Raw genomic sequence first — 23839 nt, forward strand, 5'->3', positions numbered from 1 at the left:
CCTCCAATCAACAAAGGGCTCTCCCTATGAACAGCAATGACCTCGCAGACCACGTCGCCGGTATCGCCAGCGTTTCCAAGTCCGACGCGCGCAAGATTGTTGACGCCGTCTTCACCGCGCTGACCGACGCTGCGTCGAAGGGCGAGGAGGTCTCCATCAACGGCTTCGGCAAGTTCAAGGTGAAGGAAAGTCCGGCCCGCGATGGCCGTAATCCCGCCACCGGCGAGCCGATGAAGATCGCCGCTTCGAAGAAGCTCGGTTTCTCCGCCGCCAAGGCGGTCAAGGATCGCCTGAACGGCTGATTCCTCGCTTGGGGGACGGTGCGCCGTCCCCCAAGACCCCGCCTAGACTGGCCGTGATCCTTTTTTTGGGTAGCGCCTGCGGATTTTGATTTATCGCGCTAGCATTCCGCTGTATTTGAGCTATTGGGCTTTGTTCAAGATATGCTCACGGCAGAGGAACGTGCCATGGCCGATAATGAAACACTCATCACACTGACCGCCGACATCGTGGCGAGCTTCGTCGCCCATAATCATGTCGGTGTCGCCGAGACGCCCGATCTCATCCGCAGCGTGCATGATGCGCTCAGCCGACTTGGCCAGCCGGACGCCGCTCCCGAGCCGGAGAAGCCGAAGGGCGCCGTTTCCATTCGCGCCAGCATCAAGCCGGACGGCATCATTTCGATGATCGACGGCCGCAAGTATCAGACGCTGCGCCGCCACATTTCCGGCCACGGTTATACGCCGGAAACCTACCGCGACACTTTCGGCCTGCCGCGCGATTATCCGATGGTTTCCGCCAATTATTCGGAAACCCGCCGCGCCATGGCGAAGAAGATCGGCCTGGGCCGCAAGCGCGCCGCCGAAGCTGCCCCCGCCCCTGTGGCTGAGGCGCCCAAGAAGGCCGGTCGCAAGCCGCGCGCTGCTGCCGCCGCCGCGCCGGTCGAGACGCCGAAGGCCCCCGCTCGCCGCCGCGGTCCGCGCAAGTCGAGCTGATCGGATCAACTATCGCCCGCTCCACGCCTGCGGGCGCGGGGCGGGCGGGTGATCCAATTTGACTGCATCATGTTGAATCCTTCGACAGGCCCAGAACGGGCTTGTTTCAGCATGCACTGAGCTACGCACACCTGTGCTTGTGAAGGACGGAGCTTGTGAAGAAGCGGCCCCTGACATGTTCAGGGCGTGCCCCCCCCCGAACGAGTACAGGGTGACGACAGTTAGACCGCGCACCCGCGCGATCTGGCTGAATTAAGCATCGCGAGAGGCTGATCGCCTAGTCAATCTGTCCAAGGACGGTTGCGATCCGCGACACGATCTCATCAATCTGTCCGTTTTCGACAATCAATGGCGGCGACAGGGCGATGATGTCCGCCGTTACCCGAATCAAAAGCCCTTCGTCGAAGCAGCGGTGGAACGCCTCCATCGCCCGCGCGCCCACGGCGCCTTCGCGCGACGTCAGCTCGATGCCGGCGACGATGCCGATATTACGGATATCGACGACATGGCGGGCGCCCCTCAGTCCATGCACCGCCTCCTCCCAGCGGCGGGCGAGCCCGCCGGCGCGATCGAACAATGCTTCCTCCGCATAAAGGTCGAGCGTCGCAATGCCGGCGGCAGCGGCCAGCGGGTGGCCGGAATAGGTGTAGCCATGGAAGAATTCGATGCCCGGCCCGGCGCCGTCGACCACCGTGTCGTGCACCTCGCGGCTCGCCGCCACCGCGCCCATCGGCACCGCGCCGTTGGTCAGGCCCTTGGCCACCGTCAATATATCGGGGGTCACACCGAAATAGTCCGCCGCCGTCGCCGACCCGAGCCGGCCGAAAGCAGTGATCACCTCGTCGAAGATCAGCAATATGCCGTGCGCGCTGGTGATCTCGCGTAGCCGTTGCAGATAGCCGCGCGGCGGCACCAGCACGCCTGTCGAGCCGGCCACGGGCTCGACGATCACCGCCGCGATCGTCTCGGCGCCATGCAGGGCGACGAGCTCTTCCAGCTCACCGGCGATATCCTGGTTGGTGGTGCCCATGCCGCGCGTGAATGGGGCAGTGCCGCCATGGGTATGGGACAAATGGTCGACGCCCCACAGCTGCGCGGAAAAGCCCCGGCGATTGCCGCCGATGCCGCCCACCGACATGCCGCCGAAATTGGTGCCATGATAGCCGCGTTGGCGACCGATCAGCCGGGTGCGCCCGGATTGGCCCCGTGCGCGGTGATAGGCGAGCGCCATCTTCAGCGCCGTATCCGCCGATTCCGATCCGGAATTGGTGAAGAAGATGCGGTCCAGCCCCTTGGGCATAATCGCCGCCAGCTTGTTGGCCAGCACGAACGGCAGCGGATGGCCGAGCTGGAATGTTGGCGCGAAATCGAGCGTTGCCGCGGCGTCCTGGATGGCGCGGACGATGGATTCCCGGCCATGGCCGGCGTTGACGCACCACAGGCCCGCAGTTCCGTCGAGAATCCGGCGACCGTCCGGCGTCCGGTAATACATGCCGTCCGCCGAGACGAGCATGCGCGGAGCAGCCTTGAACGAGCGATTATCCGTGAATGGCATCCAGAAGGCGGACAGGTCCGCATCGCCTTCCCGGTTTATTTCCGGCGCAGGCATGCGCCCTGCAACTCCCGTCATCCGCTCCACCCCCCTGGCCGCCTTGGCCCGACCATCAGGCCCCGGAAGGCGATCGGCAAGTTGCGATCACAGTCATGCTCGGTGCATTGGTTGCACCGGGCATGAAATGCCGGCCGTCGCTCAGCCCCTGGTGGCAAAGCGGACCACCTCCGCCTGGAGGAAACGGCGGAATTGCAGGATAGCGTCCGCCGACCAGCGATCCTCGCGGCTGACATAGGCATAGGCGCCGATCACCACCGGCCGCGTCCCCGGCACGCGCAGCTCGACGAGGCTGCCATTCTTCAGATCCGCATCGACCAGATAGGCGCTGGCAAGGGCGAGGCCGCGACTGTTGCGCGCGGCGGCGATGGCGAGATGGGCGTGCCACAACAAGGGCCCGGGCAATTTGGGCGGCGTGGCAACGCCGTTGCGTTCGAGCCAGGAGCGCCATTGCTGGTCATGCTCCTCGTGCAGCAGCGGCGCATGCACGAGATTGTCGGCGGTGATCACGCCTTCCAGCTGGGCGGCGAGGGCCGGGCTGGCGACGATCATCACCTCCGGCCGCGCCAGTTCGACATGCTGGAGACCGCGGCCACCCGGCTCGGGCGGCGAGCCGTCGAGGTAGAAGCGGATGTCCACGTCCGCTTCATGGGCAAGGAGATTGGCGCGCGCGTCGGTGGGGCGCAGCTCGACGCTGTAGCCGGGCCGCTCCTTCTCGAACAGGGCGACGCGCTCCGTCACCCACTGCGCGGCGAAGCCCGGAACGCACCAGACGAGCAGCTGCTTGTGATCATCCGCGCCGCGGATCTCGGCGGTGGCGAGCGCCAGCTCGGCGAGCGCTGCCGAAATGCGCTCGTGATAGCGCCGGCCGAGTTCGGTCAGCGCGACATGGCCGGCGACGCGCTGGACCAGCGCCACGCCGAGCCAATCCTCCAGCTGGCGCAGATGCCGGCTGACCACGGAATGATCGAGATTGAGGCTCGCCGCCGCCCGCCTTATTCCGCCGAGCCGCCCGACCGCTTCGAAAGCGCGGATCGAGGCGACCGGCGGCAGCGCCCGCGCATCATGTGCTTCCTTCGGTTTGATCGGCGCCTGTCCCGTCCTCGAGCTCTGTCTGCGACCAGCCTACAGGAGCACCCGGCCGGATGGAACAGCATTGGGGCAATTCGCCGATCAGGATTTGAGCCCGAGCAACACCGTCGGGATCAGCTCCGACACGGTCGGGTGAATCGGCACCGCCCAGCGCAGCGCCGACACCAGCTGATCGGCGTTCATCATGTCGAGTATGCCGTGGATCGCCTCGTCGCCGCCGGTGCCGAGGATCGCGGCGCCGAGGATGCGCTGGGTGTCGGCGTCGGCGACGATCTTCATGAATCCCTGAGTCTCGCCCTTCTCGACGGCGCGGCCGACCCTCGTCATCGGCCGGGTGGAAACCCAGACATTGCGGCCGGCCTTGCGCGCCTCCGCCTCTGACATGCCGACACGGCCGAGCGGCGGATCAATGTAGAGCGCGTAGCCCGGGATGCGCTGCGACAGGCGGCGGTCTTCCCCATCCAGCAGATTGGCGGCGACGATCTCGAAGTCGTTATAGGCGGTGTGGGTGAAGGCGCCGCGACCGTTGCAGTCACCGAGCGCGAAGACGCCGGGCACGCTGGTCTGCAGCCGGTCGTCGACCTGGATATAGCCGCGCGCGTCCGTGGCGACGCCGGCCACGTCGAGGCCAAGGTCGTCGGTATTGGGCCGCCGCCCGACAGCGAGCAGGACATGGCTGCCGACGACCTCCGGCGCGCCCTCTTCGCAATCGACGCCGACGGCGACGCCGCCATCGTCCAGCTTGCGGAAGGCGATGCACTTCGCATTGGTGCGCACCGCGATGCCTTCCGCCTCGACGATGCCGCGCACCGCCGCCGAGATATCCTCATCCTCTCGGCCCACCAGCCGCGGGCCCATCTCGACCACGGTCACCTCCGCGCCGAAGCGGCGGTACATCTGGGCGAATTCCAGCCCGATATAGGAGCCGCCGACTACCACCAGATGCCGCGGCAGGTCATCGAGCGCGACGATGCCGGTGTTGGTCAGGAAGGCGATGTCATTGACGCCCGGCATGTCGGGCACGCTGGCCCGTCCCCCGACATTGAGGAAGATGCGCGGCGCCCGCAGCTCCTCGCCGTTGACGGCGATGCGATCCGGCCCGGTGAAGCGCGCGTGGCCGCGGATGAAGTCGAGCCCGGCCATCCCTTCCAGCCAGCGCTCGTTATTGCCGCGCGCCGTCAGCGTCACCTGTCCGGCGCGGGCGGCGACGGCTTTCATGTCGACCCCGATGTCGCCGCCGATCGTGACCCCGAAATCGCCGTGGCGCCGGGCGAGGTGCGCGGCATAGGCGCTGGCGACCAGTGCCTTGGTCGGCATGCAGCCCGTGTTGACGCAAGTGCCGCCGACGAGATGCCGCTCGATCAGCGCGACCTTCATTCCCGCTTCGGTGAGCCGGCCGGCTAGCGACGGCCCCGCCTGTCCGGCGCCGATGATAATCGCATCGAACTGCCGCATCACAGCGCCTCGACGATGAGGATCGCGGCGAGGATGGCGGCCGCATCCTCGATCAGCGCCGCCGGACGATCGCGCCCGAACAGCGCCGCCATCCGGGCGCGCGCCGACGCGCCGCCCAGCGTGCCGATCACCGCGCCGATTGCCCCGAGCACCAGCCCCGGCAGCCACGCCCCCGCCCGCATGCCGATCGCCGCACCGCATAGCCCGCCGACGAGGACGCGCGTGCCGAACTGCGCCGCCACCTTGCGGCTCGGCGTGGCGGGCAGCTGATCCGTGATCAGTTCTGCGATCGCAAGCAGGGTGAACACCCACGGCGTCCAGCGATAGCCGAGAAAGGCGAGCCAGCTGCCTTCCAGCGGCAGCAAGCCGCCCGCCGCGGCCCAGCTGACCGCCGCGGGCGCCGTCATCGCCCTGAGGCCGGCGACGATCCCGATGAGCAAGGCAAGCGCGTAGATCATTGGCCTCTCCCCCCTTTAGCCGGAGCGAGTGTGTCGCGAGTCCGGGGCGGCGGCAAGCTAGGATATGGGGTGATTCGCGGAGGCGAGGTCTGCATAGACGGCGAGGGTATGGGCCGGCTCATGCTCGACCTGTGCGGCATCCATCGCCCCTCACGCCCCCGAACGCGCGAAAGGGGGGCGCCGGTTCAGAGGTTCAGCAGCGCCGGGTCGCCGCCCTGGGCGGTGATGTTGATCGATACCGCGCGCTCCACCGCGTAGCGAAGCAGCGCGTGCGGGCCGCCGGCCTTCGGGCCGGTGCCGGACAGGCCCTCGCCGCCGAAGGGCTGGACGCCGACTACCGCGCCGATCATCGAGCGGTTCACATAGAGGTTGCCCGCCGGCACCAGCGCTCGCACCTCCTCGGCGAAGCGCTCGATGCGGCTATGCACGCCGAGCGTCAGGCCATAGCCCCGCGCCGCCAGCCGGCCCGCGACCCTGGGCAGGTCGGCCGGATCATAGCGGTAGACGTGGAGGATCGGGCCGAACACCTCCCGCTCCAGATAATCGGGCTCGGGCACCTCGGCGATCACCGGCGCGAAGAAATCGCCCCGCTCGGCCAAGGCGCCGATGTCGCGGCGGGCGATGACGCGCCCTTCTTGCTCCAGTTTCTGCGCATGCGCTTCCAACGCGGCGCGCGCCTCGGCGTCGATGACCGGGCCGATATCGGTGGCCGGGTCCGCCGGGTCGCCGACGACCAGCGTGTCCAGCGCGCCGGCCAGCGTCTCGATCAGCGCATCGGCGCTGTCCCTGGGCAGGAACAGCACGCGCAGTGCCGAGCAACGCTGGCCCGCCGAGCCGACCGCGGACAGGAGCACGTCGTCGACGACCTGCTCGCGAAGCGCCGTCGTGTCCACGAACATGCCGTTCAGGCCCCCGGTCTCGGCGATGAACGGCAGGATCGGCCCGTCGCGCCCGGCGAGCGCGCGGTTGATGGCGCGAGCGGTGTCGGTGCCGCCGGTGAAGGCGACGCCGTCGATGCCGGGATGCCCGACCAGCGCCGCGCCGACCGTGCCGCCCTCGCCCGGCAACAGCGCGAGCAGCGCCGGATCGAGCCCCGCCCCGTGGAAGAGGCGCACCGCCTCAGCGGCGATCAGGGGCGTCTGCTCGGCAGGCTTGGCCAACACCGCGTTACCGGCGGCGAGCGCCGCGGCGATCTGTCCGGTGAAGATGGCGAGCGGGAAATTCCACGGGCTGATGCAAGCGAACACGCCGCGTCCGCGCAGCTCCAGCCGATTGGTCTCGCCGACCGGGCCGTTCAGCAGCTCCGGCTGGGAGAATTGCTTCTCTGCGAGATGGGCATAATAACGGCAGAAATCCACCGCCTCGCGCACCTCGGCGACGCCGTCGTTGAGCGTCTTGCCGCCCTCCAGGGACAACAGCGCAACCAGCCGATCCATATCGGCCTCCAGCGCATCGCCCATCGCGCGCAGCACCGCCGCGCGACCCGCGCCGCCGGACGCATCCCAGCCCGGATGGGCGGCGCGCGCCAACGCCACGGCGCGATCGATATCGGCCGGCGTGGCGCTGCTGACGTCGCCGATGACGCGTGCCCGATCAGAGGGGCTGGTCACCGGCCGGGAACCGCCTTCGACCAGCGCGCCGCCGATAATGGCGCCACCGCGCCAGCGCTCGGCCTCGGCGCGCGCGCGGGCGCTGGCCGCCTTCTCGCGGGTCAGCACCAGAGAGTAATCACGGCCCTCGGGATTGCGGCGGGTGGCGCCATAAAGCTCGAGCGGCACCGGAATGCGGGGATGGCGACCGGGCTGCGCCTCGACCAGGGCGATGGGATCGCGCACCACATCGGCGGCCGGCACGCGCTCGTCGAGCAGTGCGCTGACGAAGCTGGTGTTGGCGCCATTTTCGAGCAGGCGGCGGACCAGGTAAGGCAGCAGCTCCTCATGCCCGCCGACTGGGGCATAGGCGCGCACGGTGAGCGGGCCGTAGCGATCGACGGCGGCGGCATAGAGCCCCTCGCCCATGCCGTGCAGCCGCTGATGCTCGATCTCGACCCCGGCGGCGGCTGCCATGCGCCGCACCGCGGCGAGCGTGTGCGCGTTGTGGGTGGCAAACTGCGGATAAAGCGCCGGGGCGGCGTCGATCAGCGCGCGGGCGCAGACCAGATAGGAAAGGTCCGTTCCTGCCTTGGTGGTGAACACCGGATAATCGGGGCGGCCGGAGACCTGGGCGCGCTTGATCTCGCTATCCCAATAGGCGCCCTTGACGAGGCGGACCATGATCCGCCGCCCGCTTTCGCGGGCCAGCCGTTCCAGCCCGTTGATGACCAGAGGCGCGCGCTTCTGATAAGCCTGTACAACGACCCCAAGGCCCTGCCAGCCGGCCAGAGCCGGCTCGCGCACCAGCCGCTCGACCAGCTTGAGCGACAAGGTGAGCCGATCCGCCTCCTCGGCGTCGATCGCGAAGTTGAGGTCGTAGGCGGCGGCCGCCTCGGCGAGCCGGCGGATGCGCGGATAAAGCTCCTCCCATACGCGCGCCTCCTGCACCGCCTCATAGCGCGGGCTGAGCGCGGAGAGCTTGACCGAAACGCCGTGGCCCCGGTCCGGACCGGCGCCGCCGGCCGCCTTGCCGACGGCCTCGATCGCGGCGGCATAGATTTGCTCGTAACGCTCGGCATCGGACGCGGTGCGCGCGCCCTCGCCCAGCATGTCGAACGAACACAGCATCTTCTCGCGCCGGGCGCGGGCGAGCGCGTCGCCGATCGTGCGGCCGAGGACGAACTGTTCGCCCATCATGCGCACCGCCGCGCCGACCGCCTGGCGGATCACCGGCTCACCGATGCGGCCCGCCAGCCGGCGCAGGAAGCCGCCAAGATCGCGCTTCGCCTCATCATCGACATCGACCAGCCGGCCGGTGAGCATCAGCCCCCAGGTGGAGGCGTTGACGAACATGCTGTCCGATTTGCCGAGATGGCTGGCCCAGTCGGCCGAGCCGATCTTCTCCGCGATCAGCCGGTCGCGCGTGTCGTTGTCGGGCACGCGCAGCAACGCCTCGGCAAGGCACATCAGCGCCAGCCCTTCACGGGTGCCGAGCGAGAATTCCTGAAGGAAGCTCTCGACGACGCCCTGCTTCTTCGCCGACGCGCGGGCCGCCGTGACCAGCGCCGCCGCCTCGTTCACCACCGCCACGCGGTCATCGCCATCGAGCGGGCGGGCGGCGAGCAACATGCGCACGACATCACCTTCGGGGGCATATTTGAGAGAATCAATCGCATCCCAGGGCGACAGCGGATCGGGCATGGCAGGTCTCGCTTGTATGATGTCTCCTTTCGTATATCACCGCATTTTCAAAAGGTGTTTCGTCATTCAGGCGTCATGACCGAAGAAATTGTAGATCAAACTGACCGCCGCATCCTGAATATTCTGCAAGATGATGGCCGGGTCACCAATCAGGAGCTGTCGCGTCGCGCCGGCCTGTCGCCGGCGGCCTGTTTCGAGCGCGTGAAGCGGTTGCGCGAGCGCGGCATCATCACCGGCTACATGGCTCTGCTCGACCCTGCCAAGCTCGGCCGGGCGATGACGATCTTCGTCGAGGTGATTCTCGACCGCACCACCGGGGACGCGTTCAGCGCGTTTGCCGAACACGCCGCCAAGATCCCCGACATACTGGAATGCCATATGGTCGCAGGCGGCTTCGACTATCTGCTCAAGGTGCGGGTGGCGGACATGACCGCTTACCGCGTGTTTCTCGGCGATATCCTCGTCGCCATTCCCGGCGTGCGCGAGACGCGCACCTATGCGGTCATCGAGGAGGTGAAATCGACGCAGCGGGTACCGCTGTGAACGGGGCGCTTGTCCCTCCGGCAGGGCTGGGCCACTCTGCAAGGGGTTGAGGACAAGGAGAGAGACAATGAAGCTGGCCTCGCTGAAGGGAGGACGCGACGGGCGCCTCGTCGTCGTCTCGGACGATCTCGCCTGGTGCGCGGATGCCGCCCACATCGCCCCGACCCTGCAGGCCGCGCTCGACGACTGGGCGGAGGCGGCGCCGCGGCTGGAGGCCCTGGCCACCGATCTCGCCCACGAAGTCATCCCCATGATGCGCTTTCACGAGCGGATGGCGGAATCGCCTTTGCCGCGCGCCTTTCAGTGGGCGGACGGATCGGCCTATGTGAACCATGTCGCGCTGGTCCGACAGGCGCGCGGCGCGGAGATGCCGGAGAGCTTCTGGACTGACCCGCTCATCTATCAGGGCGGCTCGGACCGGTTCCTCGGGCCGCGCGATGCGATCCCGCTGGCCGATCCGGAATGGGGCTGCGACCTCGAGGCGGAGGTGGCGGTGATCACCGACGAAGTGCCGCAGGGCGCAGACCGGGAAACGGCGCTGGCGGCGGTCCGCCTGGTGATGCTCGTCAACGACGTGTCGCTCCGCAACCTCATCCCCGGCGAGCTTGCCAAGGGGTTCGGCTTCTTCCAGTCAAAGCCGGCCTCGGCCTTCTCGCCGGTCGCGGTGACGCCGGAGGCGCTCGGCGAGGCATGGCGCGACGGCAAGCTGCACGGCGCGCTGCTCGTCTCGCGCAACGGGACGGCGCTCGGCCGGGCGGACGCCGGTGCCGACATGACCTTCGATTTCGGCACGCTCGTCGCCCATGCGGCGAAGACGCGGCCGCTGGCGGCCGGCACGATCATCGGCTCGGGCACCGTCTCCAACCGCGATGCCGACGGCGGACCGGGACGCGCGGTGGCCGAGGGCGGGGTCGGCTATAGCTGCCTCGCTGAGCTGCGCACGGTGGAAACGATCCGCGGCGGCGCGGCGGCGACGCCGTTCCTTTCCTATGGCGACGTGGTGCGCATCGAGATGCGTGACGCCGCCGGCCACTCCATCTTCGGCGCGATCGAGCAGGAGGTCGCGCGCCCATGATCCGCCGCCTCGACGCCGAAGAGCGCGACAGCTTCCTTGCCGACCTGCCGGGCTGGAGCCACGAGCCCGGTCGCGACGGCATCCGCAAAAGCTTCAGTTTCGGCGATTTCGTTACCGCCTTCGCGTTCATGACGCGGGTCGCGCTGCTCGCCGAGAAGGCGGATCATCACCCGGAATGGTCCAACGTCTACAACCGCGTCGACATCCTGCTCACCACCCATGACGCCGGCGGGCTGACGATGCGCGACATCAACCTCGCCACCGCGATCGAAGCCGCCGCGGCATGAGCCTGCCGGCGGTGCTGGCGGGGCGGTTGCGGCTGCCGGTCATCGCCGCGCCGATGTTCATCGTGTCGGTGCCGGAGCTGGTCATCGCCCAGTGCAAGGCGGGGATCGTCGGCGCCTTCCCGGCGCTGAACGCGCGGCCGGCGGCGCTGCTCGACGAATGGCTGCACCGCATCCGCGAGGAACTGGCCGCCTGGGACCGCGACCATCCCGAGCGGCCGGCCGCGCCTTTCGCCGTCAACCAGATCGTGCATCGCTCCAACGCCCGGCTGGACGAGGATGTCGAGACCTGCCGACGCCATCGCGTGCCGATCGTCATCACCTCGCTCGGCGCGCGCGAGGACCTCAACGCGGCGGTGCATGGCTGGGGCGGCATCACCCTGCATGACGTCATCGACGATCGCTATGCCCGCAAGGCGATCGACAAGGGCGCGGACGGGCTGATTGCCGTCGCTGCCGGCGCGGGCGGCCACGCCGGGCGCCAGTCCCCCTTCGCGCTCGTGCAGGAGATCCGCAGCTGGTTCGCCGGGCCGCTGGCGCTGTCCGGCGCGATCGCCACCGGCGGCGCGATCCTCGCTGCCGAGGCAATGGGCGCGGACCTCGCTTATATCGGCTCCCCGTTCATCGCCACCGACGAGGCCAACGCTGTCGCCGCCTATAAGCAGGCGATCGTCGACGGCCGCGCCGAGGACATCGTCTATTCGAGCTATTTCACCGGCGTCCACGGCAACTACCTTCGCGGCTCGATCCTCGCCGCTGGCCTCGATCCGGACGACCTGCCGCGCGACCAGGACATCAGGATGGATTTCGCCCGCGCCCACGAGGCCAAGGCTTGGCGCGACATCTGGGGCGCGGGACAGGGCATCGGCGCGGTCGACGCGATCGTGCCGGCGGGTGAACGGGTGGCGCGGCTGGCGGCGGAGTATGACGCGGCGCGGGCGCGGCTTGGCGCAAGTGCCGCCCTCTGAGCGCCGCGATAGGGGCTAGGCTGTCGAAATAGCTGCTCAGGCAACCGGAAATAGGCGCGGATAGGCCCGGTGGGACTTAGAACCGCGCCACCTCGAGCCGGCCGAGCAGGTCGCGGGCCGGACTGACCGGCTCGACCGCGTCGAGCTCGGCATCGAGGCGGGCGACGCGGGCGTAGAGATCGCTGCTCGACGCGATCGTGTCGCGGGCGCCCTTGGGAAGCGGAGCGATGGAGTCGGCTTCGCTCGGCGCGGCGAAGCCAAGCCGCCGCTCCGGCGAGGTTGCCTCGCTGCGATCGAGCTCGCCGGCGGCCTCGGCGCGGCGGGTGAGCAACCAGGCGACGACATGCATCAGCCGGGTCGTCACCTTCAGCGACTCGCAGGCGAAGGTCACGCGCAGTTCCGGCGAGAGCGTCTCGCGCTCGCTAAGCTCGCGCGCGTCGAAATAGGCGCGCGCCTCATCCGCGAGCACCATCGCCTCGACATAGAGCGAATCGATCAGCCGCGATGTCATCGCGCTGCGCTGGAACAGGTTGCTCATTCCCGCGGCATGACATGAGCGCGCGCCGGGCGGAAGCGCATTAACCCACTTTCCCGATCTTGCGGGCCACGCGGCAACACCTATCTCACCGCCGTCGATCGCGTTGCCGGCTACGGGGCGCGACCGGCCGACCCGGCGGGACGCCCGCGGGCCTGATTTGGACTCACTCGCCAGAAAGGGATTGAGAACATGCGTGCCTATGATTTCGCGCCGCTGCTGCGCTCCTCGATCGGCTTCGAGAATCTGAACCGCCTCGTCGATTTCGCGACGCGCGGCGAAGGCGATGCCTATCCCCCTTATAATATCGAGAAGCTGGGCGAGGACGCCTATCGCATCTCGATGGCCGTCGCCGGCTTTACCCGCGACGAGCTCGATATCGTCGTGCAGGACAACATGCTCGTCATCACCGGCCGGGCCGACGCCTCCGGCGAGGACGCCGCGCGCCAGTTCCTGCATCGCGGCATCGCCAAGCGCGCCTTCGAGCGCCGCTTCCAGCTTGCCGACACCATCAAGGTGACCGGCGCCGGCTATGAGGCGGGCCTGCTCAACATCGAGCTGACGCGGCAGGTGCCCGAGCACAAGAAGCCCCGCAAGATCGAGATCGGCGAGGCCACCCCGGCGCAGCCGACGATCGAAGGGGAACGGGCCGAAGCGGCGTAACGCCGCTGTCCTGCCCCCGCCCGCCTGCAACGAGGCTGGACGAAGTCGAAGCCTGGTATCGAAGGGTCAGCCGCAGCGACCCTTCGATACGCCTTCCGACGAGCGCGTTGGTTGAGCGGGTGACGGAAAGGACCGGTCGCCCTAGGCGATGATGTCCGGAATGCTCTGGTCCTGAAGGAGCGTGATCTCGTCCTTGAGGCGAAGCTTGCGCTTTTTCAGCCGGGCGATCTGGAGCTGGTCGGGTACGGCGCTGCCTTGCAACGCGGCGATCGCGGCATCGAGATCGCCATGTTCCTGAGCAAGATGAGCCAGCCGGCGCCGCGCGTCATTTCCGTCCAGCACGCCTTTGCGCCTCCCTGTCCACCGCCCAGTCCGGGGGAGTCTAGGCGCCTGCGAAGCCGAGCGAAAGTGTTGATCGCCCCGCGCGCTGAAAGCCACGCTTCATCGATTCGCACGAAATTGTCAGGCGACAAGCGCTTGGAAAGATGCGTTACTCCATCCCCCAACAAGAGGAGATAGACGCATGGATTCTTCCCATTCGGCCGCCCTCAACGCGAAGCATGCCGGCTTGGACGCCCGCATCGCTGCCGAACGCCAGCGCCCCTCGCCGGATGAAGCGCTGCTCGCCCGGCTCAAGAAGCAGAAGCTAAAGATCAAGGAAATGCTGCTCGGCATCTAGCCGACCGCTGTCTTCGGAGCCGGGCCGGGCTGGACCCGGCTCCGGGGACGACCGCAAAAGGGGCAAGGATCGCCTAGCGAAGCCCCGGCCGCCGCCCGTCATGGGCCACCACGATCTTCGACGTCATCATGCTGCCCCCGACCGGGCGCCGCGTCGCCTTCGGATCGACGGCGCGATCGAAGGCGATGCCCATCCGGCCATTGCCGGCCCAGGCGACCACCCCCGTCACCGCGCCGATGCCGCGCAGCTCCACCGCGACGCGCTCACCGCGCACGAAGCACCGCTCGCATTCGGCCATGAGCCCGCCGGCAGATAGATTGCGGACGCGGATGGAGAGCGGCGCGGCGCCGGGGTCGGCCTCGGCGCGCAGGTTCGCCAGCAACAACATGCTTTCCCGCACCGAGGCACGCTGCCAGCCCTTGTCCGGCGCGCCGCCATTATCCACGACCTCGGACCCTCCGCCGTCACCGGCATCGGACCCAAGAAGACGCAGGTCTTCCATCGCTATCACCCCGTGTCTGACAACACGGGGCTAGAGAAGCACGAAAATGCTTAAGAATCCGTTAGGAATTCACCCGCGGCATGCGAGGGCGGCGGGCCATGCGCGGCACCGCCTGGATGGTCGAGGTCATCATGCCGCCGCCGATCGGCCGGCGCGCCGCCTTCGGATTGATCGCGCGATCGAAAGCGATGCCGACGCAATCCTCATCCGACCAGGCGATCATGCCGCGCACCAGCCCGACGCCGCTCACCTCCAGCGCCACGCGTTCGGCCGGGGTAAAGAGGTGATCGCACTCGGCCATCAGCCCGCCGGCGGAGATATTGCGGACACGGATCGAGATCGGCGCGGCGCCGGCATCGCCCTCGACGCGGAGCGTCCACAGGCGCAGCACGCTGTCCCGTGCGGAGGCGCGCTTGTCGCCGCCTTCCGAATGACCCTGGGCAGCCCCCGAACCGGCCGGCGCGTCCATTTCCAAAACCCCTTGTTGCGACAAGGTGCCGGAATGCACGATGAATGTTAAGGAAATGTCAGGGGCGGCGCCGCGCTATTCGTCGCGCGAGACCTTCTCGTTGCGTTCGTGGCGCTCCTGCGCCTCGACCGTCATGGTTGCGATCGGTCGGGCTTCGAGCCGGCCGAGCGAAATCGGTTCGCCGGTGACTTCGCAATAGCCATATTCGCCGTCTTCGATCCGGCGGAGCGCCGCATCGATCTTGGAGATGAGCTTGCGCTGGCGATCGCGGGTGCGCAGCTCGATCGACCAGTCCGTCTCGCTGGAGGCGCGATCGGTGATGTCAGGCTCGCGCATCGAATCGACCTGAAGCTGGGCCAGCGTGCCCTGCGCTTCCTTGAGGATCGATTCCTTCCAGGTGAGAAGCTTGTTGCGGAAATATTCGAGCTGGCGGGGATTCATGAACGGCTCGTCGGCGGCGGGGCGATAACCCTCGCCAGGCCAATGTTCGACGCCGTCGCCCTCCTCGGGATCGTGACCCATAACGTCGGTCGTCGTCGCCATCACGCTCTCCGCACCCGCGGGATTCGCAGGCCAGTTCAGCCCACACCCGATGCCCCGTGGCGCGCCCTATAGCCACCGCGCACGAGCCATACAAGACGTCATCCGGGTGAGAAAAAGGGCCGCGGCGGTTTGTCCCGCCGCGGCCCATCATTGTATTGCAGATGCTTAGTATTTTGCTGCGGTGCGGTTAGTTGGCACCGGTCTTCGGCTTGGCCGCCTCGGCGGCGGCGTCCAGTTCGGCGGCGCTCATGCCGATGATCGGGCCATTGCCCGCATCCGCGAACGCGGTGAGCGGCAGCCGAACCTTGTTCTTCTGGGTGGCGACGACGGCGAAGTCGGATTCGACCTCCTCGATCGTGCCGACCGGCTGGCCCTTGGCGTCGTTCACGGCCATGCCCTTTTCGAGCTTGGCCGGGCCGGGCGCGGCGCTCGCCTGCGGCGCGGCGGCGCCGGCGGCGGCGTCAACCTGCTCGGCGGTCATCCCGAGCAACAGGCCCTTGTCGCCCTGCGCGAATGCGCTCACCGGAATCTTGACCTTGCTCTTCGTGGTGGCAAGGACGGCGTTGGTGCCTTCCACGGATTCGATGGTGCCGACAGTGCCGCCCTGCACGTCAAAGACGGAGGCGCCCTGCGTCACGTTCGGAGCGGCGGCGGCCGGCGCCGCAGGCTGCTGCGCCACCGTTGCGGTGGCGGTCAGTGCTCCGACGATCGCCGCGGTCGAATAGAAAAAGCCTCGCATTTCAACTCCTTTCCAAGATTTGCGTTCAATATAAGCGACGAATCGTGGTTGATGATCGTCGCGCGACGAGTCGAGCCGAAAGCACGGCGGAATCCGCCGCGTCCGACGATCATTCCGACGTCAACAGCCTCTCGATCTCCTGCACGGGATGGCCCGTCAGATCCTTGGCGACCTCGCCGACAAGGCGCTGGGTCACTTCGGGATGATAGTGTTTACGCAGCGCACCGAGCGTCCGCGGCGGGGCGACCACGATCAGGCTCTGATATTCGCCCGCCATCGCGCGTTTCTTCAGCATTTCAGCGGCTTGTGCGGCGAAGCGATCCTCTTCCTGCTGGTGGAAGTCGACTTCCTCCATCGAACCGCCGCGATGTTGCGGCGTGCCTGCGCCGCGCCCGGCGAGATCTGTGGCCTGCTCGTTATGATCCGGGTTATGCTGGCTTTTCTCGCGGATGAGGGACAGCGTCGGATAATCCGCGTCGCCCTCGTTGCGGAAGAACAGCATCTTGCGCCCGTCGGCCACCAGCACGACGCTGTCATGGGAAAGCTGCACCGAACTGCTCCTTGTCCAACGATGTTGCCTGCCATCAACGTGGGAGCGTCGCTTGCGGTTGCTTCGCCCCGCCGGCGCGGCCATAGCGCGGCGATGCACGACATACGCGCCATCCGGGACGATCCCGCCGCCTTCGACGCCGCGCTGGCCCGGCGCGGACTGGCCCCTGCCGCCGACGCTCTGCTGGCGCTGGACGAGCGCCGCCGCGGCGCCGTCGCCGATGCTCAGGCCGCCCAGACCCGCCGCAACGAAGCCTCCAGGCTGATCGGCCAGGCCAAGGCCAGCGGGGACCACGCCGCCGCCGAGGCGCTGATGGCCGAGGTTTCGGCGCTGAAGGAGCGGCTGCCCGAGATCGAGGCCGACACCAGGGCGGCCGAGACCGCGCTGGACGAGGCGCTGGCCGCCATTCCCAACCTGCCCGCCGCCGACGTGCCGCAGGGCGCCGACGAAAACGACAATGCCGTGGAGAAACAGGTCGGCGAGCCGCGCGACTTCGGCTTCCCCGCGCGCGAGCATTTCGATGTCGGCGCACCCCTCGGCCTGGATTTCGAAGGGGCGGCGGCGATGTCCGGCGCGCGCTTCGCGGTGCTGCGCGGGGCGATGGCGCGGCTGCAGCGGGCGCTCGGCCAGTTCATGCTTGATGTGCAGACCGGGGAGCATGGCTTCACCGAGGTGGCGCCGCCGCTGCTGGTGCGCGACGAGGCGATGTTCGGCACGGGCCAGCTTCCCAAATTCGCCGAAGACCTGTTCCACACCACCGACGGCCGCTGGCTGATCCCCACCGCCGAGGTATCGCTGACCAACCTCGTGCGCGAGCAGATCCTCGACGAGGCGGCGCTGCCGCTGCGCTTCACCGCGCTGACGCCGTGCTTCCGCTCCGAGGCGGGTGCGGCCGGCCGCGATACGCGCGGGCTGATCCGTCAGCACCAGTTCGACAAGGTGGAGCTGGTGGCGATCGCCCATCCCGATCGCTCGGACATGGTGCATGAGGAGATGACACGCGCCGCCGAGACCATCCTCGAGCGGCTGGAGCTGCCCTATCGCCGCATGCTGCTGTGCACCGGCGACATGGGTTTCTCCGCGCGCAAGACCTTCGATCTCGAAGTATGGCTGCCCGGCCAGCAGCGCTGGCGCGAGATTTCCAGCATCTCGAATTGCGGCGACTTCCAGGCGCGGCGCATGGCCGCCCGCTTCCGCACGCCGAACGAGAAGGCGACGCGCTTCGTCCACACGCTGAATGGCTCGGGGCTGGCCGTCGGCCGCACGCTCGTCGCCGTGCTGGAGAATTACCAGCAGGCGGACGGATCGGTGCGCGTGCCCGAGGTGCTGCGACCCTATATGGGCGGGCTCGAAGCGCTGCGGCCCTGATGCGCATCCTGCTCACCAATGACGATGGCATCGAGGCGCCGGGCCTCAAGGTGCTGGAGGCGATCGCCGCGACGCTCTCCGATGATGTCACTGTGGTCGCGCCCGCCGAGGAGAATTCCGGCGCCGGCCACTCGCTCACCCTCACCCGCCCGCTGCGGCTGCGCGAACGCGGCGCGCGGCGCTTCGCCGTCACCGGGACGCCGACGGACGCGGTGATGATGGGCCTGGGCCTGATCATGAAGGACAATCCGCCGGACCTGATCCTGTCCGGCGTCAATCGCGGCGCCAACCTCGCCGAGGACGTCACCTATTCGGGCACCGTCTCGGCGGCGATGGAAGGCGCGCTGGCCGGCGTGCCCTCGATCGCGCTCAGCCAGGTCTATTCGCAGGAGGGCATGGGCGATCGCGTGCCGTTCGACGCCGCCGCCCGATGGGGCGAGCGGGTGCTGCGGCCGCTCATCGCCGAGCCCATGCCGCGCCACACGCTGGTCAACGTCAACTTCCCGGCGCTGCCCGCCGAACAGGTGCGCGGCATCCGGGTCTGCCGGCAGGGCATGCGCGACTATGGCCGGCTGCGCATCGTGCGCGGCACCGACCCGCGCGGCTATGACTATTACTGGTTCGGCCTCGGCATTCTCGAGGATACGACCGTCCCGGAGAGCGACCTTGCCGCCGTGGCCGAAGGCTATGTCGCCGTGACGCCGCTCCATCTCGACCTCACTCACGAACCGTCGCTGGCGGCGCTGGCGGCCCGTTTCGAAGCCTGACGACACCCGCCGACACGGCTTCGACAGGCTGTGGCGGCATGGACGCTGGACCGGCCAAGCTCGGCGTACGGCGAACGAGAGCGGCGCACGGATGGCGGCCGCTTTCGACGGCCGAACGTCAATAAGGCGCGCCGCTTTCGGACGCCATCGTCATGCGCGGGATGCGGGGCCGGGCAATTGCCACACGCCTGCTCGACCATGACGGCGAGGACCGCCTGCGCCAACGGCCAGATGGGGCGGATGAATCGCGCCCGCCCCGGCCCGACCACGGATCGCCCCGTCCCCCCGAGCCTGAACGCATCCCAGTGGATGCGCCCCGGAAAGCGACGGCGCATCTCCAGCTCGCCGGGATGGCCCAGCGCCGAGTCGCCGCCGCCATTGTCCGCCCTCGTCAGCCACGCCGCGCACCCGCCCCGGTTTCGGCACGCGCGCCCCCTCGAAATGCGCCGCGTCTTCGACTATATGCGCGCCTTCTCATGGAAATCACTCTGCCCCCCGCGCCCAAAGTCGGCATGGTCTCGCTCGGCTGCCCGAAGAATCTCGTCGACAGCGAGCGTATCCTCACCAAGCTCCGCTCGGACGGCTATGCCATGTCGCCAGACTATGCCGGTGCCGACGTGGTGCTCGTCAACACCTGCGGCTTTCTCGACAGCGCGAAGGAAGAGAGCCTGGAGGCGATCGGCGAGGCGATCGCCGAAAATGGCCGCGTCATCGTCACCGGCTGCATGGGTCAGGAGGCGGAGACGATCCGCGCCCGCTTCCCGCAGGTGCTCGCCGTTACCGGCGCACATCAATATGAGCAGGTGGTCGGCGCCGTGCACGAAGCCGCGCCGATGCCGGCCTCGCCCTATCTCAACCTGGTGCCGGATCGCGACCTCAAGCTGACACCGCGCCATTACAGCTATCTGAAGATCTCCGAAGGCTGCAATCACCGGTGCAGCTTCTGCATCATTCCGGCGCTGCGCGGCGATCTCGTCAGCCGCCGCCCGGATGCGATCCTGCGCGAGGCGGAAAAGCTGGTCGCCGCAGGCACGCGCGAGTTGCTGGTGATCAGCCAGGACACCTCCGCCTACGGCCTCGACCTGAAGCATGCCGAGTGGCCGTGGAAGGGCGCGCCGGTACGCGCGCACATGACCGATCTCGCGCGCGAGCTGGGCAAGCTCGGCGCGTGGGTGCGGCTCCATTATGTCTATCCCTATCCGCATGTCGACCGGGTGATCCCGCTGATGGCCGAGGGGCTGGTGCTGCCTTATCTCGACATCCCGTTTCAGCACGCCGCGCCGAATGTGCTGCGGGCGATGAAGCGCCCGGCCAACGAGGCCAGGGTGCTGGAGCGGCTGAGGAGCTGGCGCGCCATCTGCCCGGACATCGCCATCCGCTCGACCTTCGTGGTCGGCTTCCCCGGCGAGACCGAGGCGGATTTCCAGTATCTGCTGGATTGGCTGGACGAAGCCCAGCTCGACCGCGTCGGCGCGTTCCGGTTCGAGCCGGTCGCCGGCGCTGCCGCCAACAGCCTGCCGGACCCGGTGCCTGAGTCAGTGAAGGAGGAACGCTATCAGCGACTGATGGCGAAGACCGCCGCCATTTCCGCGGCCAAGCTGGCCGCCAGGGTCGGCCGCGTTCTGGACGTGATCATCGACGAGGTGGGCGAGCCGGACGAGGACGGCGCGCGCGGCGCAACCGGCCGCTCGCAGGCCGACGCGCCGGAGATCGACGGCGCGGTCTATCTCCGCGATGTCGGCGATGTCGCGCCGGGCGATATCATCCCGGTGACGATCGAGGATGCGGACGAACATGATCTCTACGGAGTGCCCGCCGCGCGCTGAGACGAGGCCGGGCTGACCGGTGGTGATGGGACGCTCGGCCGCACCCCTCAGCCTTGGCATCAGGATCCACTCCGCCGCGCACGCCGGCGCCTGTGGCGGAATGCTGGCATGACGGGAGGGACGGAATGGACGTCCGGTCGCCTCCGCCCACCCGTCACCCTGAACTTGATTCAGGGTCCATCCAGCCACGCTCGCCGGCGCCTGTGGAGCCGTGGATGCTGGAATCGCGTTCAGCATGACGGGCGGGACGCCATGGACGCCCGGTCGCCTCCGCCCGATCCGTCACCCTGAACTTGATTCAGGGTCCATCCAGCCACGCCCGCCGGCGCCTGTGGGGCCGTGGATGCTGAATCAAGTTCAGCATGACGGGCGGGACGCCATGGACGCCCGGTCGCCTCCGCCCGATCCGTCACCCTGAACTTGATTCAGGGTCCATTCAGCCGCGCTCGCCGGCGCCTGTGGAGCCGTGGATGCTAGAATCGCGTTCAGCATGACGAGAGGAAGGGAATGGTCGCCCGGTCTCCCCATCCTCCTCGCCACGCTGGGCCGGTTCGGCCGCCCCGTGTCAGGCGAGGCGAGGCGTCAGTCGGCGGCGACGCATCCCCGTGCCGACCACCCCGAAACCGAGGATGAGCATTGCCCAGGTCGCCGGCTCCGGCACCGCCGACGGCGGGACGACGATGCACGAGCTGTCGCCGCTCTCGCAAAGCTCGGGATCGATAAGGCCGCCCGGGTTCTCCTTGGTGTTGAACCAGCCAACCGTGTGATTATCGGATTCATAGCCCGCGGTGGAGGTCGGCTCGGAGAATATGATCTCGTCAAACCCGGCGCCGGCCAGATCGAGGAAATTGAGGAAGACATAAGGCTCGCCGGCATTCAGCCCGGTGTACGGATTGCCGTAATAATCCGGCATCGTGCTGACCAGCGCGAGCACATCGGCCTGCGCGAACGTCGCGACGGTAACGCCGCCGTCCCGGAATATCAGGGTGTTATACTGGTCCAGCGCGGACAGCCAGAAGCCAAAATAATTGACGTTGCCATTGTCCGACTGTGTGTCATTCAGGCTCAACGAATAGGATGTCTGGCCGCTCGACAATCCAGCGACGACGTAGTCGCTGCCGCCCGCGCCACCGAACTGATCGGCATTATGGGCGTAGACGTCATGATAGGTGCCGTTGATGGCGCTGCCACCAAAGTCCGTCGCCCTCTCCGCATAATAAGTGGTCACGCCGACCGAACTGTCCGTCGCCCACCCGTCAAACGTCTCGCTGCCGTAGGAATCGAAATATTTTGCGGCCGGGCCAGTCGTCGCCTTCGGCGCCTCGATGGTCACCTGCCATCCCGCCGGCAGCGCCGCCGGCGCCGCGGACGCACCCAGCAGCGCCATGGCGGCCGCCGACGTCAGCAAAATCCGATTACGCATTCTCACTCCCCTCTCGCATCGCATGGAGGCGGAGCCGGCGCACTCCAAAATCCCCGTTCCGTGACGGACGATTCATATGAGGATTTTACGCATTCTTATCAACGCAGATTACGATGCATTGCGTGTATGATTTCGATACATCGGTTTCGATTTTTTGTACTTGATCTGTCGCCCGTCACTGCGCAGCCGCCGTTTCCGCTCCGCGGGCGGACATGGGCTGGATCAATGGCGCGCGATCGCCCACATAAGCGAAACCCCTTCCCTCCGATCCGACCGAGCCGCCGATGACCGACTTCGCCGCCCTCCTCCAGCCCGACCTCGGCCAGCCTGCCCACCGTCTCCATTTGCTGCGCAAGGATGATCTGGACGGCTGGCTGCGCGGGCAGCCGGAGCGGGTGCGCGCCGCTGTTGCCGCCCAGCGCTTCGAGGCAAAGCCGGGGGAGTTCGCGATGCTGCCGGGCGATGGCGCCGATGATTGGGAGGCGGCGCTCGGCCTGCCGGCCAAGCCCGGCCCCTGGGATATCGCGCCGGCAGTGGCCAAGCTGCCCGCCGGCACCTATCGCGCCGCGCCGGCCATCGCGCCGCTGGCCGGGCTCGGCTGGCTGCTCGCCCAGCATCGTTTCGAACGTTATCGCCTGTCGCCCGATCCACAGCCCGAGCGCGTGCTGATCGTCACCGATGTCGCGCGCATCGAGGAGACGGTGCGTCTCGCGCAGGCGGTGGCGCTGGTCCGCGATCTCGTCGACACCCCGGCCTCGGACATGGGGCCTGCCGATCTCGTGGCGGCGGCGCAGCAGGCGGCGGCGGGGTGCGGGGCGGAACTGACCGTCACCGACGGCAAGGCGCTCGCCGAGGGCTATCCGATGATCCACGCCGTCGGACGCGCCGCGACCGCGGATCGCGCGCCGCGGCTGATCGAACTCGACTGGGGCAATCCCGATCACCCGCGCCTCGCCATCATCGGCAAGGGCGTATGCTTCGATTCGGGCGGGCTCGATATCAAGCCGTCCTCGGGCATGCGCCTGATGAAGAAGGATATGGGCGGGGCGGCGCACGCCATCGCCCTCGCACGGCTGGTGATGGAGGCGCGCTTGCCGGTGCGGCTGCACATGCTGGTGCCAGCCGTGGAGAATGCAGTGTCGGCGGCGTCCTTCCGTCCCGGCGACATATTGGCCAGCCGCAACGGCGTCACCGTCGAGATCGGCAACACCGACGCCGAGGGCCGGCTGATCCTTGCCGACGCGCTGACTAGGGCGCTGGAGGGCGAGCCGGATTTGATCGTCGACTTCGCGACCCTCACCGGTGCGGCGCGGGTCGCGCTCGGCCCGGACCTGCCGGCGCTTTTCTCCAATGACGACAGCCTCGCCGCCGACCTGCTCGCCGCCGCCGACGCCTCTGGCGACCCGTTATGGCGACTGCCGCTGTGGCAACCCTATGCCGAAATGCTGAAATCCGACCTGGCGGACATCGGCAATGCGGCCGACGGGCCGTTCGCCGGCGCCGTCACGGCGGCGCTGTTCCTCAACCGTTTTGTGCCCGACGGCACGCCATGGGCGCACCTCGACACGTTCGCCTGGATGCCCGCCGCCAGGCCGGGCCGCCCGCGCGGCGGCGAGGCGCTTGGCCTGATGGCGGTGTGGGAGATGCTGCGCCGGCGCTTCGGCTAGCCGCCGCTCCTTCGCGGCCCGAAGCAGAAGACGACCGCAAGGATCAGCGCGATCATCCCGGTGACGAGGCCGCCGAATCCGGGAAGCCGGGCGAAGAAAAACCAGCCGAGCCCGACGCACAGCGCCCCCATCCAGTAGCATCGGACAAGACCGAGGCGCAGCAGCACCCGGTCCTCTTCGCTGAGCACCCTTTTGCGCCGCGATCCCCGGCGCCCCGGCTTCACCACACTCATGTCGCTCCTCCCTGTCTCACCCCGGATTGCGACCGGGGCAGGGTGCGGGATCAGTTCCTAAGGCAAGGTAAATTGACATGCGGCGCGAACGCCATCGAGATGA

General features: G+C 68.0%; 26 protein-coding genes. 12 read left to right on the forward strand and 14 right to left on the reverse strand.

Annotated elements, in window-relative coordinates; translation table 11 throughout:
- Window positions 1-26 precede the first annotated feature (26 nt).
- Together KOF26_RS00395 and KOF26_RS00400 are read left to right on the forward strand one after the other, a co-directional pair.
- The gene (locus KOF26_RS00395; RefSeq protein ID WP_216319828.1) at window positions 27-302 is read left to right on the forward strand and encodes an HU family DNA-binding protein; all 276 of its coding nucleotides are present in this window, start codon (window positions 27-29) and stop codon (window positions 300-302) included.
- 165 nt (window positions 303-467) lie between these two features.
- Entirely contained in the window at window positions 468-995 is a 528-nt protein-coding gene (locus KOF26_RS00400) for a Ros/MucR family transcriptional regulator (protein ID WP_216318269.1), read from the forward strand.
- A 277-nt stretch (window positions 996-1272) separates the two neighbouring features.
- Here KOF26_RS00400 and aptA read toward each other — a convergent pair whose 3' ends face one another.
- The 5 genes from aptA to putA form a co-directional block, all read right to left on the reverse strand.
- On the reverse strand, window positions 1273-2604 hold the full coding sequence (aptA, locus tag KOF26_RS00405) for an omega-aminotransferase AptA (RefSeq protein WP_253200897.1): 1332 nt from the start codon (window positions 2602-2604) through the stop codon (window positions 1273-1275).
- Window positions 2605-2745: 141 nt separating this feature from the next.
- Window positions 2746-3690 (reverse strand): LysR substrate-binding domain-containing protein, encoded by a 945-nt coding sequence (locus KOF26_RS00410; RefSeq protein WP_216319834.1) that lies wholly within the window; start codon window positions 3688-3690, stop codon window positions 2746-2748.
- Window positions 3691-3777: 87 nt separating this feature from the next.
- The gene (locus KOF26_RS00415; RefSeq protein ID WP_216318272.1) at window positions 3778-5154 is read right to left on the reverse strand and encodes an FAD-containing oxidoreductase; all 1377 of its coding nucleotides are present in this window, start codon (window positions 5152-5154) and stop codon (window positions 3778-3780) included.
- Window positions 5151-5609 (reverse strand): DUF4126 domain-containing protein, encoded by a 459-nt coding sequence (locus tag KOF26_RS00420; protein ID WP_216318275.1) that lies wholly within the window; start codon window positions 5607-5609, stop codon window positions 5151-5153. The genes KOF26_RS00415 and KOF26_RS00420 overlap by 4 nt, the downstream gene beginning before the upstream one ends.
- A gap of 185 nt (window positions 5610-5794) precedes the next feature.
- Entirely contained in the window at window positions 5795-8902 is a 3108-nt protein-coding gene (gene putA / locus KOF26_RS00425; RefSeq protein ID WP_216318278.1) for a bifunctional proline dehydrogenase/L-glutamate gamma-semialdehyde dehydrogenase PutA, read from the reverse strand.
- A gap of 12 nt (window positions 8903-8914) precedes the next feature.
- Here putA and KOF26_RS00430 point away from each other — a divergent pair, with 12 nt between their 5' ends.
- The 4 genes from KOF26_RS00430 (at window position 8915) to KOF26_RS00445 (ending at window position 11772) form a co-directional block, all read left to right on the forward strand.
- A complete protein-coding gene (locus tag KOF26_RS00430; protein WP_253200899.1) occupies window positions 8915-9445 on the forward strand; it encodes an Lrp/AsnC ligand binding domain-containing protein in 531 nt (176 codons plus the stop codon).
- Window positions 9446-9512: 67 nt separating this feature from the next.
- On the forward strand, window positions 9513-10520 hold the full coding sequence (locus KOF26_RS00435) for a fumarylacetoacetate hydrolase family protein (RefSeq protein ID WP_216318281.1): 1008 nt from the start codon (window positions 9513-9515) through the stop codon (window positions 10518-10520).
- Window positions 10517-10807, forward strand: coding sequence for a 4a-hydroxytetrahydrobiopterin dehydratase (locus KOF26_RS00440; protein ID WP_216318284.1), 291 nt, complete (start codon window positions 10517-10519; stop codon window positions 10805-10807). The genes KOF26_RS00435 and KOF26_RS00440 overlap by 4 nt, the downstream gene beginning before the upstream one ends.
- Window positions 10804-11772, forward strand: coding sequence for an NAD(P)H-dependent flavin oxidoreductase (locus KOF26_RS00445; RefSeq protein ID WP_216318287.1), 969 nt, complete (start codon window positions 10804-10806; stop codon window positions 11770-11772). The genes KOF26_RS00440 and KOF26_RS00445 overlap by 4 nt, the downstream gene beginning before the upstream one ends.
- 76 nt (window positions 11773-11848) lie before the next feature.
- Here the strand turns inward: KOF26_RS00445 and KOF26_RS00450 are convergent, their stop codons facing one another.
- Window positions 11849-12310: a DUF1465 family protein gene (locus tag KOF26_RS00450; protein ID WP_216318291.1), complete on the reverse strand. Its 462-nt coding sequence runs from the start codon at window positions 12308-12310 to the stop codon at window positions 11849-11851.
- A 189-nt stretch (window positions 12311-12499) separates the two neighbouring features.
- Here KOF26_RS00450 and KOF26_RS00455 point away from each other — a divergent pair, with 189 nt between their 5' ends.
- Window positions 12500-12970 carry an Hsp20 family protein gene (locus KOF26_RS00455; RefSeq protein WP_216318294.1) on the forward strand — a complete coding sequence of 157 codons (471 nt, stop codon included), beginning with the start codon at window positions 12500-12502 and terminating at the stop codon, window positions 12968-12970.
- Between the two features lie 141 nt (window positions 12971-13111).
- Here KOF26_RS00455 and KOF26_RS00460 read toward each other — a convergent pair whose 3' ends face one another.
- A complete protein-coding gene (locus KOF26_RS00460; protein WP_216319840.1) occupies window positions 13112-13309 on the reverse strand; it encodes a YdcH family protein in 198 nt (65 codons plus the stop codon).
- A gap of 184 nt (window positions 13310-13493) precedes the next feature.
- Between KOF26_RS00460 and KOF26_RS00465 the strand changes: the two genes are divergently transcribed.
- On the forward strand, window positions 13494-13649 hold the full coding sequence (locus KOF26_RS00465; RefSeq protein ID WP_216318297.1) for a YdcH family protein: 156 nt from the start codon (window positions 13494-13496) through the stop codon (window positions 13647-13649).
- A 73-nt stretch (window positions 13650-13722) separates the two neighbouring features.
- Here KOF26_RS00465 and KOF26_RS00470 read toward each other — a convergent pair whose 3' ends face one another.
- The 5 genes from KOF26_RS00470 to KOF26_RS00490 form a co-directional block, all read right to left on the reverse strand.
- Entirely contained in the window at window positions 13723-14151 is a 429-nt protein-coding gene (locus KOF26_RS00470; RefSeq protein ID WP_216318300.1) for a PilZ domain-containing protein, read from the reverse strand.
- Between the two features lie 61 nt (window positions 14152-14212).
- Window positions 14213-14620, reverse strand: coding sequence for a PilZ domain-containing protein (locus KOF26_RS00475; RefSeq protein WP_216318303.1), 408 nt, complete (start codon window positions 14618-14620; stop codon window positions 14213-14215).
- 75 nt (window positions 14621-14695) lie between these two features.
- Window positions 14696-15142 carry an RNA polymerase-binding protein DksA gene (dksA, locus tag KOF26_RS00480; RefSeq protein ID WP_253200999.1) on the reverse strand — a complete coding sequence of 149 codons (447 nt, stop codon included), beginning with the start codon at window positions 15140-15142 and terminating at the stop codon, window positions 14696-14698.
- A 208-nt stretch (window positions 15143-15350) separates the two neighbouring features.
- Window positions 15351-15902: a hypothetical protein gene (locus KOF26_RS00485; protein WP_216318309.1), complete on the reverse strand. Its 552-nt coding sequence runs from the start codon at window positions 15900-15902 to the stop codon at window positions 15351-15353.
- A 109-nt stretch (window positions 15903-16011) separates the two neighbouring features.
- Window positions 16012-16452 carry a host attachment family protein gene (locus tag KOF26_RS00490; protein ID WP_216319843.1) on the reverse strand — a complete coding sequence of 147 codons (441 nt, stop codon included), beginning with the start codon at window positions 16450-16452 and terminating at the stop codon, window positions 16012-16014.
- 93 nt (window positions 16453-16545) lie between these two features.
- Here KOF26_RS00490 and serS point away from each other — a divergent pair, with 93 nt between their 5' ends.
- The 3 genes from serS to rimO all read left to right on the forward strand — a co-directional run bounded on the left by serS (window position 16546) and on the right by rimO (window position 20413).
- A complete protein-coding gene (gene serS, locus KOF26_RS00495; protein WP_216318312.1) occupies window positions 16546-17820 on the forward strand; it encodes a serine--tRNA ligase in 1275 nt (424 codons plus the stop codon).
- Complete coding sequence (gene surE / locus KOF26_RS00500) at window positions 17820-18587, forward strand: 5'/3'-nucleotidase SurE (protein WP_216318314.1); 768 nt, start codon at window positions 17820-17822, stop codon at window positions 18585-18587. The genes serS and surE overlap by 1 nt, the downstream gene beginning before the upstream one ends.
- A 476-nt stretch (window positions 18588-19063) precedes the next feature.
- Window positions 19064-20413 (forward strand): 30S ribosomal protein S12 methylthiotransferase RimO, encoded by a 1350-nt coding sequence (gene rimO, locus KOF26_RS00505; RefSeq protein WP_216318318.1) that lies wholly within the window; start codon window positions 19064-19066, stop codon window positions 20411-20413.
- A 565-nt stretch (window positions 20414-20978) separates the two neighbouring features.
- On the opposite strand, the gene KOF26_RS16950 is transcribed toward rimO, so the two are convergent.
- Window positions 20979-21836, reverse strand: coding sequence for an Npun_F0296 family exosortase-dependent surface protein (locus tag KOF26_RS16950; protein ID WP_253200900.1), 858 nt, complete (start codon window positions 21834-21836; stop codon window positions 20979-20981).
- 284 nt (window positions 21837-22120) lie between these two features.
- Between KOF26_RS16950 and KOF26_RS00515 the strand changes: the two genes are divergently transcribed.
- On the forward strand, window positions 22121-23503 hold the full coding sequence (locus KOF26_RS00515; RefSeq protein WP_216318320.1) for a leucyl aminopeptidase family protein: 1383 nt from the start codon (window positions 22121-22123) through the stop codon (window positions 23501-23503).
- Here KOF26_RS00515 and KOF26_RS00520 read toward each other — a convergent pair.
- Window positions 23500-23736 carry a hypothetical protein gene (locus tag KOF26_RS00520; protein ID WP_216318323.1) on the reverse strand — a complete coding sequence of 79 codons (237 nt, stop codon included), beginning with the start codon at window positions 23734-23736 and terminating at the stop codon, window positions 23500-23502. The genes KOF26_RS00515 and KOF26_RS00520 overlap by 4 nt on opposite strands.
- Window positions 23737-23839 lie beyond the last annotated feature (103 nt).

It is taken from the genome of Sphingomonas quercus (genome assembly GCF_018863195.1).
Classification (GTDB): domain Bacteria; phylum Pseudomonadota; class Alphaproteobacteria; order Sphingomonadales; family Sphingomonadaceae; genus Solisphingomonas; species Solisphingomonas quercus.

Bases quoted from the DNA above. Each gene is read 5' to 3' on its own strand.
- putA (WP_216318278.1), bottom strand. From the start codon at position 8,902: ATGCCCGATCCGCTGTCGCCCTGGGATGCGATTGATTCTCTCAAATAT.
- KOF26_RS00465 (WP_216318297.1), top strand. From the start codon at position 13,494: ATGGATTCTTCCCATTCGGCCGCCCTCAACGCGAAGCATGCCGGCTTG.
- KOF26_RS00450 (WP_216318291.1), bottom strand. From the start codon at position 12,310: ATGAGCAACCTGTTCCAGCGCAGCGCGATGACATCGCGGCTGATCGAT.
- KOF26_RS00445 (WP_216318287.1), top strand. From the start codon at position 10,804: ATGAGCCTGCCGGCGGTGCTGGCGGGGCGGTTGCGGCTGCCGGTCATC.
- KOF26_RS00455 (WP_216318294.1), top strand. From the start codon at position 12,500: ATGCGTGCCTATGATTTCGCGCCGCTGCTGCGCTCCTCGATCGGCTTC.
- serS (WP_216318312.1), top strand. From the start codon at position 16,546: ATGCACGACATACGCGCCATCCGGGACGATCCCGCCGCCTTCGACGCC.
- KOF26_RS00435 (WP_216318281.1), top strand. From the start codon at position 9,513: ATGAAGCTGGCCTCGCTGAAGGGAGGACGCGACGGGCGCCTCGTCGTC.
- KOF26_RS00475 (WP_216318303.1), bottom strand. From the start codon at position 14,620: ATGGACGCGCCGGCCGGTTCGGGGGCTGCCCAGGGTCATTCGGAAGGC.
- dksA (WP_253200999.1), bottom strand. From the start codon at position 15,142: ATGGGTCACGATCCCGAGGAGGGCGACGGCGTCGAACATTGGCCTGGC.
- KOF26_RS16950 (WP_253200900.1), bottom strand. From the start codon at position 21,836: ATGCGTAATCGGATTTTGCTGACGTCGGCGGCCGCCATGGCGCTGCTG.
- surE (WP_216318314.1), top strand. From the start codon at position 17,820: ATGCGCATCCTGCTCACCAATGACGATGGCATCGAGGCGCCGGGCCTC.
- KOF26_RS00470 (WP_216318300.1), bottom strand. From the start codon at position 14,151: ATGGAAGACCTGCGTCTTCTTGGGTCCGATGCCGGTGACGGCGGAGGG.
- KOF26_RS00485 (WP_216318309.1), bottom strand. From the start codon at position 15,902: ATGCGAGGCTTTTTCTATTCGACCGCGGCGATCGTCGGAGCACTGACC.
- KOF26_RS00515 (WP_216318320.1), top strand. From the start codon at position 22,121: ATGACCGACTTCGCCGCCCTCCTCCAGCCCGACCTCGGCCAGCCTGCC.
- KOF26_RS00400 (WP_216318269.1), top strand. From the start codon at position 468: ATGGCCGATAATGAAACACTCATCACACTGACCGCCGACATCGTGGCG.
- KOF26_RS00420 (WP_216318275.1), bottom strand. From the start codon at position 5,609: ATGATCTACGCGCTTGCCTTGCTCATCGGGATCGTCGCCGGCCTCAGG.
- aptA (WP_253200897.1), bottom strand. From the start codon at position 2,604: ATGCCTGCGCCGGAAATAAACCGGGAAGGCGATGCGGACCTGTCCGCC.
- KOF26_RS00520 (WP_216318323.1), bottom strand. From the start codon at position 23,736: ATGAGTGTGGTGAAGCCGGGGCGCCGGGGATCGCGGCGCAAAAGGGTG.
- rimO (WP_216318318.1), top strand. From the start codon at position 19,064: ATGGAAATCACTCTGCCCCCCGCGCCCAAAGTCGGCATGGTCTCGCTC.
- KOF26_RS00440 (WP_216318284.1), top strand. From the start codon at position 10,517: ATGATCCGCCGCCTCGACGCCGAAGAGCGCGACAGCTTCCTTGCCGAC.
- KOF26_RS00395 (WP_216319828.1), top strand. From the start codon at position 27: ATGAACAGCAATGACCTCGCAGACCACGTCGCCGGTATCGCCAGCGTT.